Source organism: Pseudaeromonas paramecii, assembly GCF_039540575.1.
In the GTDB taxonomy this organism is placed as follows: domain Bacteria; phylum Pseudomonadota; class Gammaproteobacteria; order Enterobacterales; family Aeromonadaceae; genus Pseudaeromonas; species Pseudaeromonas paramecii.
In genome coordinates this window covers 361683-370015 of record NZ_BAABFC010000012.1, presented here as the reverse complement: position 1 = coordinate 370015, position 8333 = coordinate 361683, and the positions used below count along the sequence as shown (strand labels likewise).

Below are 8333 nucleotides of genomic sequence, written 5' to 3'. Positions count from 1 at the left end.
GACTTCAACCTCTGCGAGTGCCCACACAGATTGCTTGAATTGAATTGTTAAAGAGCGGTTCGACCCGGTTTCACCGGCGTCGTGGGATGCGCATCTTACTCGCTTCCCGCTTTGAGTCAAGCGCTATTTTCTCGCCGCTTTCCTCTGCTGCCGGGCTGAGCCCTGACAACGAGGGCGCATTATAGAGACCTCGACAAACCTGGCAAGGGCTATTTCGCGAAAAAACGCCCTTGCCAGTCCGTTTGCTCACCCCTTAGCCAATCAGCAGATAATGCGAGCAATTAAGGCCTTGTTTGGCGCTGCAAACCCATCCGCCGGCGGCCCTTTTCTGCGCCCTGCTCTACACTTGTTCGCTATCGGATGGTTTTTCATTTGTAGAGGGTGATCACCTTTTGGGCTTCGGGTAACATAGCGCCCCTTTTTTGGCGTCTTCTGTTGTATTGGTTTGGAGTAGTAGATGGCATTTGGTCTTGGCCAGCGTTGGATTAGTGATACCGAGACGGATCTCGGATTGGGTACTGTGGTTGCTGTCGATGGACGCATGGTGACCCTGCTGTTTCCCGCCAGCGGTGAGAACCGCATCTATGCCAAGGAAGATGCCCCGGTCACCCGCGTGCAGTTTCATGCCGGTGACACCATCACCAGCCACGAAGAGTGGACGCTGAAGGTAGAAACAGTAGAAGAGCAGCAGGGCCTGCTGACCTACCATGGCATCCGTCAGGACACCGGCGAGCCCGAGAGCCTCAAAGAGGTGTTCCTCAGCAACTTCCTCAAGTTCAACAAGCCACAGGATCGCCTGTTCGCCGGTCAAGTGGAGCGGCTGTCGCGCTTTAGCCTGCGTTATCAGGCCCTCACCCACCAGCACGCCCGCCGCCTGAGCCCCACCCGCGGCTTGGCCGGCGGTCGGGTCAGCCTGATCCCTCATCAGCTGCACATCGCCCGGGAAGTGGGCCAGCGCCATGCGCCGCGGGTACTGCTGGCCGACGAGGTGGGGCTGGGCAAGACCATCGAGGCCGGCATGATCATTCACCAGCAGCTGCTGGGGGGGCGCGCCCAGCGGGTGCTGATCCTGGTGCCCGAGACCCTGCAATACCAGTGGCTCATTGAGATGCGTCGGCGCTTCAACCTGCATTTTGCCCTGTTTGATGAGGAGCGCTGCATCGAGGCCGCACACGAGGCCGACAACCCCTTCGACAGCGAACAGCTGGTGATCTGCAGCCTGGACTGGCTGCGCAAGAAGCGAGCCCGCTTCGATGAGGTCCACGACACCCAGTGGGATCTGCTGGTGGTGGACGAGGCGCACCATCTGGAGTGGAGTGAATCGACCCCCAGCCGCGCCTATCAGATCGTCGAAGCCCTGGCCGAAGAGATCCCCGGTGTGCTGCTGCTGACCGCCACGCCGGATCAGTTGGGCCATGAGAGTCACTTTGCCCGCCTGCGCCTGCTAGATCCCGAGCGTTTCTATGATTACGACGCCTTTCTGGCCGAGGAGCAGTCCTACGGTCAGGTGGCCGATGCAGCCCAGGCGCTGCTCAGTGGCGACGCCTTGACCGCCGACCAGCAGGCGGTGCTGTCCGACTGCCTGGGGCAGACGGTCCCGGCTCAGCCCGACGAACTCAGCCGGCAGCAACTGCTGGGCGAACTGCTGGATCGCCACGGCACCGGCCGTATTCTGTTCCGCAACACCCGTGCCTCCATCAGTGGCTTCCCCGAGCGAGTGCTGGATGCCGTGGGACTGCCCCTGCCCGAGCAATACAAGACAGCCGCACGGGTGATGGGCATGATGGGCGGCAGCAGCGGTGACGCCGAAGCCCAGGCGCGACGCGCCCTCTACCCGGAGAAGATCTTCGCCCAGTTTGAGGGGGATGATGCCTCCTGGACCCGCTTCGACCCGCGGGTGGACTGGTTGCTGGAGCTGCTCAAGGCTGCCCGCCATGAGAAGGTGCTGGTGATCTGCTCCGAAGCCGCCACCGCACTGACCCTGGAAAACGCCCTGCGCACCCGCGAGGGGATCCGCGGTGCCGTGTTCCACGAGGGCATGAGCCTGCTGGAGCGGGACAAGGCCGCCGCCTACTTCGCCCAGACCGAGGGCGGCGCCCAAGTATTGCTCTGCTCCGAGATCGGCTCAGAAGGGCGCAACTTCCAGTTTGCCAGCCACCTGGTGCTGTTCGATCTGCCGCTGAACCCGGATCTGCTGGAGCAACGCATCGGCCGCCTGGACCGCATCGGCCAGCTCAACCGGGTACAGATCCATGTCCCCTACCTGCAGGGCACTCCCCAGGCCCTGCTGCTGCGTTGGTATCATGAAGGGCTAGGCGCCTTCGAGCAGACCTGCCCCACCGGCCGCCCGGTGTTTGAGGCGGTGCGGGACAGCCTGTTCGCCCTGCTGGCCACAAGCCAGGGAGAAGATGACGCCGCCTTTGCCGAGCTGCTGGCGACGACCCAGGCGCAGCATCAGGCCCTCAAGGCCAAGCTGGAGCAGGGCCGGGATCGCCTGCTGGAGATCCACTCCTCCGGCGGTCAATCGGCCCATGCCCTGGTGGCCCAGCTGGACGAGGAGGACGATGACACCAGCCTGGTGAGCTTCGCCCTGCAGCTGTTCGATGACATCGGCATCAATCAGGACGATCGTGGTGAAGACGCCATCGTGCTGACTCCGGGCGATCACATGTTGGTGCCCAGCTTCCCCGGCCTGCCTGCCGAAGGCTGCACCGTCACCTTCGAGCGCAACACGGCGCTGAGCCGGGAAGATCTCACCTTCCTGACCTGGGATCACCCCATGATCCGCGGCGGCATCGATCTCATTCTCTCCAGCGAGATCGGCAGCAATGCCGTGGCCCTGTTGAAAAACCAGAGCCTGCCCGCCGGCACCCCCCTGCTGGAGCTGATCTTCGTCGCCGAATCTGCGGTGCATCCCCAGCTCTATCGCTTCCTGCCCCCCACCCCCATCCGGCTGCTGCTGGACAAGGCGGGCAACGATCTGGCGGCCAAGGTAAGCTTCGAGGCCCTGAGCCGTCAGCTCACCCCCATCAACCGCCACCTGGCCAGCAAGCTGGTGGGGGCCTCCCAGGCGCTGATCCACGGTCTCATCGCCCAGGGTGAGACCCTGGCCGCCCCGCGGGTGGCGGAGATCACCGCCGCCGCCCAGGCGCGCATGAGCCAGGCGCTGGACGGGGAGCTGCAGCGACTGCAGGCCCTGCAGGCGGTCAACCCCTCGGTGCGGGCCAGCGAATTGCAGCATCTGGTGGAGCTCAAAGACGAATTGACTCACCAGATCCAGCAGACCCAGCTTAAACTGGACGCCATCCGTTTTGTGGTGATCACCCATCAGTAAGGGGGCCTGGCCCCCTCGTGTGCAGAAGAGACGATGAGTACCTTTATCTACCAGCCGCCCATGGAGCCCTATCTGGACATCCTGTTCGAGGATGACCACATCATAGTGCTCAACAAGCCCAGCGGACTGCTCAGCGTACCGGGCAAGGCCGCCGAGCACTTCGACAGCCTCGCCTCCCGGGTCAAGGCCCGCTATCCAGAGGCCGGCTGCGTCCATCGGCTGGACATGGGCACCTCAGGGGTCATCGTCATGGCCAAGACGGCCCAGGCCACCAGCGCATTGGGCCGCCAGTTCCAGGATCGCAAGACCGAGAAGGTCTACTACGCCTGGGTCGCCGGCCAGGTGGCCAAGGGCGAAGGCACCATAGATCTGCCATTGTGCGTGGATTGGGAGCGCCGCCCGCTGCAGCACGTCAACTATGAACACGGGCGCCGCGCCATCACCCACTGGATCCGCCAGAAGGTGGAAGCCGACCGCACCCTGATGCGGCTACGGCCCATCACGGGGCGCTCCCATCAGCTGCGGGTGCACATGATGGAGCTGGGCCACCCCATTCTGGGTGACCATCTCTATGCGCCGCAACAAATTCAGCAGGCGGCCCCCCATCTGCTGTTGCATGCGGCCCTGCTCAAGATCCATCATCCGGTGAGTGGCGAACGCCTCACCTTCGAGGCCCCCGCTCCCTTCGACATGTAGCCGCCTGCCGGGTAAGGAGACCCCATGCCAAGATGTCTGCTCGTCCTGTTACTGCTGCTGTGCCCCTGGTTGGCCCAGGCGGAGGAAGAGGTGAACGTGGATGAGGTCTACTGGCAGGATCAGGACTGGCAGCAATACGGCGAGGCCAAGCAGGTGGGCAGCCAGCTCACCCTCTGGCACAAGACCAATCAGGGCTACCGGCTGGGCCTGGCCCTGTTGCTGCCCGACTGGCAGCAGGTCAGCCAACTGCTGCCGCTGAGTCATGCCCTGAACGAACTGGGCTTTGATACCCTCACCATGCTGCCCAGCCCCCGCCAGCAGGACCTGGACCCCGGCAGCGAGGCAGATCAGCAAAAGGTGCAGGAGTTCCGCCAGCTGTGGGCCGAGCAGGTGAAGGATCTGCAGAAAAACGCCGGCGACGGCAGCGGTCAGCACCTGCTGGTGGCCCAGGGCAGCAGTGCCGCCTGGCTCGCGAGCCTGCTGGCGGCCCAGCAACTTCCCGCCCCCGATGCCCTGCTGCTGCTGGATGCCGCCTACCCCGCGAAAGATGCCAATGCCGTGATGGCGCGCGAAATTGCCCAGCTGCCGGTGCCTGTGCTGGATCTCTACAACAGTACGCCCCATCCCTGGCGACTGGATGCCGCCCAGGCCCGTCAGCTGGAGGTGCGGCGCAGCAATAAGCTGGACTGGCGGCAGCAAGGCTATCGGCAGCCCAGCCAGTGGGCCAATCAGGTCAAAGGCTGGTTGCATCATCTGGGCTGGCAATAAGGATTCCCCATGACCACCCGCATCGTCTTTTTGGACCGTCAGAGCCTGCCCTCCCATATCCGGCTGCGCCGTCCTACCTTCCCCCATGACTGGCAAGACTATCCCCGGACCCCACCCGATGAGGTAGTGGCGCGGCTGCAGGGTGCCCAATTGGCCATCACCAACAAGGTGCGGCTCGGCGCCGAACAGCTGGCCCAGTTGCCGGATCTCAGGCTCATCGCCGTGGCGGCCACCGGCACGGATCACATCGATCTGACCGCCTGCCGGGACCGCGGCATCGCCGTGTGCAACATACAGCAATACGCGGTGCATTCGGTGGCCGAACACACTCTCGGGCTGATGCTGGCCCTGGCGCGCAACCTGGTGCCCTATCAGCAGGATCTGCTGGCCGGCGCCTGGCAGGCCAGCCCGCAGTTTTGCTATCTGGGCCATCATCCCATTCACGATCTGGCGGGCAAGACGCTAGGCATTATCGGTGGCGGCAGCCTGGGGCAGGCGGTGGCCAAGCTGGCCCGCGCCATCGGCATGCAGGTACTACTGGCCGGGCGCAAGGGACAGGCAGCCGGTGAAGGCAGAACGGCATTCGATGAGGTACTACGCCAGGCCGATGTGCTGAGCCTGCACTGTCCGCTGACGAACGAGACCCGCGGTCTTATCGGCGCCACTGAGCTAGGGCAGATGAAAGACACCGCCTGGCTGATCAACACGGCCCGGGGCGGCATAGTGGACGAGTCGGCCCTGCTGGAAGCCCTCAACAACGGCCGGCTGGCCGGCGCCGCCTGTGATGTGGCGAGCCAGGAGCCACCGCCGGCGGACAGCCCGCTGATGCAGGCCCTGCGCGGCGGCAAGCTGCTGCTCACCCCCCACGTGGCCTGGGCCAGCGATGAGGCGATGCAGACCCTGGCGGATCAGCTGATCGACAACCTGGAGGCCTTTATGGCCGGCGAACCCCTCAGACGCGTCGACTAGCCGTCCGATCAGCGCATGCCGCGTGCCTGCTTGATCAGCTCCCAGGCCTGCTGTATCTCCTGGGCCTTCTCCTTGGCCATGTTCATCATCTCTGGCGGCAGACCGCGGGCCGCCAGCTTGTCCGGGTGATGCTTGCTCATCTGCTTGCGATAGGCCTTCTTCACCTCGGCGTCGGACACCTCGGCCGCCACCCCCAGGATGGTATAGGCATCCGCCAGCTGATCCCGCCTTGGTGGTGCCTGATAAGCCCTGCCCTGCTGATGCTGCGACCGGCTCTGCCGGGCGGAAGAAAAATTGAACTCCGCCTGGGCCATGGCCAGGAACTGCTCCAGCTCCCAGCGGGAGAAGCCCAAGAGCTCCGCCACCTCCAGCAGACGCTGGCGCTGCTCGGTGGTGGGCTGACCATCGGCAAAGGCCGCCTGCAGCTGCACCTCGAGAAACACCCGCAGCAGATCCTGCTGTCCGCGGCAGGCATGGCGAAAACTGCTGAGGGTCTCCTCCAGCGGAAAGTCCGCCAGCTTGCCCTGGCGAAAAGAGTCCTGGGCCTCGGTGCGCATCTGACCCGTCAGCCCCATGCGATCCATGAACCAGCTGGCGGCGCGGATCTGCTGCTCGCTGACCCGGCCGGCCCCCTTGGCTACATGGCCCATGACGGCGAAAGTGGTATGCAGAAAAACCGCCTGCTGCTGCACATCCGGCTGACGCCGCCAACCAAAGGACTGCTGACGACGGGCCACCTGATCGTACAGGTGACCAATCCACAGCCCCAGCAGGGCGCCGGGCAGGTGCAGCAGCCAGAAGCCCAGCAAGAAACCGATAAGCTTGCCCATTATGCTCCTTGCTCCTGCCGCAGACGCGCATCCAGTGCCGCCAGGCGGGCCGGTGTGCCCACATCTTCCCAGTCCCGATCCACACAGGCGCCCGCCAACTGACCGGCGGCAATCCAGCGCTCAAACAGAGGCCGCAGCGGCGCCCTCCCCAGCGGCTCCTCAGCAAAGGCTTCCGGCCGATAACAGGCCAGGCCACTGAAGGTGTAGCTGGGCTGATCCGCTGTTTTAATCGCCACGCGCCCCTGTGTCAGGGCAAAGTCCCCCGCGGGATGCTGAGGCGGGTTGGCCACCAGCCACAGATGCCCCAGGGCCGCCGCCGGCAGGGGGCACAACAAGGGACCGTAATCCCCCGCCAGCCAGATGTCGCCGTTCACCACCCAGAAGGGCTCCTCCCCTAGCAAGGGCAGGGCTTGGCGGATGCCTCCGGCGGTCTCCAGGCCGCCCGGTGCCTCCGGTGACCAGGCGATCTGCACGCCGAACTGCTGCCCATCCCCCAAGGCCGCCTCCAGCTGGTCACCCAGCCAGGCGTGGTTAATGACAATCTCTGTGATGCCAGCGGCCTTGAGTTTCTCGATATGCCAGACGATGAGCGGCTTGCCCGCCACCGACAGCAGCGGCTTGGGCAGCTGGTCGGTCAGCGGGCGCATCCGCTCCCCCCGCCCGGCCGCCAGTATCATGGCGCGCATTGCAGCTCCTTGTGCGTCAGCACCCGGGTACTCAGCCAATGGGCCAGATCCTGCAAGGGTTCATGACGCTGGGCCACCTGCAGCACGTAATCCAGGGTACGAGGAATGTCGGGGAGGTAGCCCGGCTTGCCGTCCCTGTGGTGGAGGCGGGCAAAGATCCCCGCCGCCTTGAGGTGGCGCTGCAGGCCGGTGAGATCGAAGGCGTAGGCAAACTCGTCCCGCGAATAGCCCGCCAGTAACCCGGCGGCCTGATACAGACCGTAAGCCTGGCTCTGGCCATCCTGGATCACAGCATCGGGCCAGCGGATATAGCAATCCCGCAGCAAGGAGACCAGATCGTAGGTCAAGGGGCCGCGCACCATGTCCTGAAAGTCCAGCAGGGCCAGGGCCTCGTCGTCCACCACCATCAGGTTGCGGCTGTGGTAGTCCCGGTGCATGGCCACCTGGGGTTGGGCTAGGTTGTTGTCGGTGAGGCAGGCAAAGCCGTCCGCCAGCAGCTGACGCTCGGCGCGGGAGAGTGTCAGCCCCAGGTGCCGCTCCAGCAGCCATTGCGGGAAGATGCTGTTCTCCACCGCCATGAAGTCGACATCGAAGGCCGGCAGTTGGGCGGCCAGCGGTAGCTGGGCCAGGCGGGGCAACACGGCGATGGCCTTGGCGTACCAGGCCGCCACCGTCTGATCATTCAGCTCGGCCAGCAGTTGCCGATCCCCCAGATCGGTCACCGCCAGGAAGCCCTGCTGCAGATCGGCCTGACGGACCCGGGGCGCCGGTATGCCGGCCGCGGCCAGGGCGCCGGCCACCTGGATAAAGGCCCCGTTCTTCTCGGTCTGGGGCGGCGCATCCACCCAGATGAGGCCACCACCACGGTAGTAGCGACGAAAACTGGCATCGCCGGAGATCAGGGTGAGCTGCAAAGCGGGATCCGCCAGTTGTTGGCGCGCCCAGTGGGTCAGAAGAGTCTGTCTGGATTGGTTCATGAGGAGTTGTTGCGGGCCGTTAGCCCTGACACAAAGAATGCATTATCATAAGCGGCTAACATAATGTAATGCC

The 8333-nt window shown here is 64.5% G+C and carries 7 protein-coding genes; 4 read left to right on the top strand and 3 right to left on the bottom strand.

Annotated features, from left to right (window positions below):
- Positions 1-457 precede the first annotated feature (457 nt).
- Genes rapA through ABD847_RS10375 form a run of 4 tightly spaced genes read left to right on the top strand, consistent with a single transcriptional unit; the run spans position 458 to position 5767 of the window.
- Positions 458-3334 (top strand): RNA polymerase-associated protein RapA, encoded by a 2877-nt coding sequence (rapA, locus tag ABD847_RS10390; protein WP_345012678.1) that lies wholly within the window; start codon positions 458-460, stop codon positions 3332-3334.
- A gap of 33 nt (positions 3335-3367) precedes the next feature.
- The gene (locus ABD847_RS10385; RefSeq protein ID WP_345012676.1) at positions 3368-4030 is read left to right on the top strand and encodes an RluA family pseudouridine synthase; all 663 of its coding nucleotides are present in this window, start codon (positions 3368-3370) and stop codon (positions 4028-4030) included.
- Positions 4031-4054: 24 nt separating this feature from the next.
- On the top strand, positions 4055-4798 hold the full coding sequence (locus ABD847_RS10380; protein WP_345012675.1) for a DUF3530 family protein: 744 nt from the start codon (positions 4055-4057) through the stop codon (positions 4796-4798).
- Positions 4799-4807: 9 nt separating this feature from the next.
- A complete protein-coding gene (locus ABD847_RS10375) occupies positions 4808-5767 on the top strand; it encodes a D-2-hydroxyacid dehydrogenase (protein WP_345012673.1) in 960 nt (319 codons plus the stop codon).
- A gap of 8 nt (positions 5768-5775) precedes the next feature.
- Here the strand turns inward: ABD847_RS10375 and djlA are convergent, their stop codons facing one another.
- Genes djlA through ABD847_RS10360 form a run of 3 tightly spaced genes read right to left on the bottom strand, consistent with a single transcriptional unit; the run spans position 5776 to position 8260 of the window.
- Positions 5776-6597, bottom strand: a complete 822-nt coding sequence (gene djlA / locus ABD847_RS10370; protein WP_345012671.1) for a co-chaperone DjlA — start codon at positions 6595-6597, stop codon at positions 5776-5778.
- Positions 6597-7283, bottom strand: coding sequence for an N-acetylmuramate alpha-1-phosphate uridylyltransferase MurU (murU, locus tag ABD847_RS10365; RefSeq protein ID WP_345012669.1), 687 nt, complete (start codon positions 7281-7283; stop codon positions 6597-6599). The genes djlA and murU overlap by 1 nt, the downstream gene beginning before the upstream one ends.
- On the bottom strand, positions 7271-8260 hold the full coding sequence (locus tag ABD847_RS10360) for an aminoglycoside phosphotransferase family protein (RefSeq protein WP_345012667.1): 990 nt from the start codon (positions 8258-8260) through the stop codon (positions 7271-7273). The genes murU and ABD847_RS10360 overlap by 13 nt, the downstream gene beginning before the upstream one ends.
- Positions 8261-8333 lie beyond the last annotated feature (73 nt).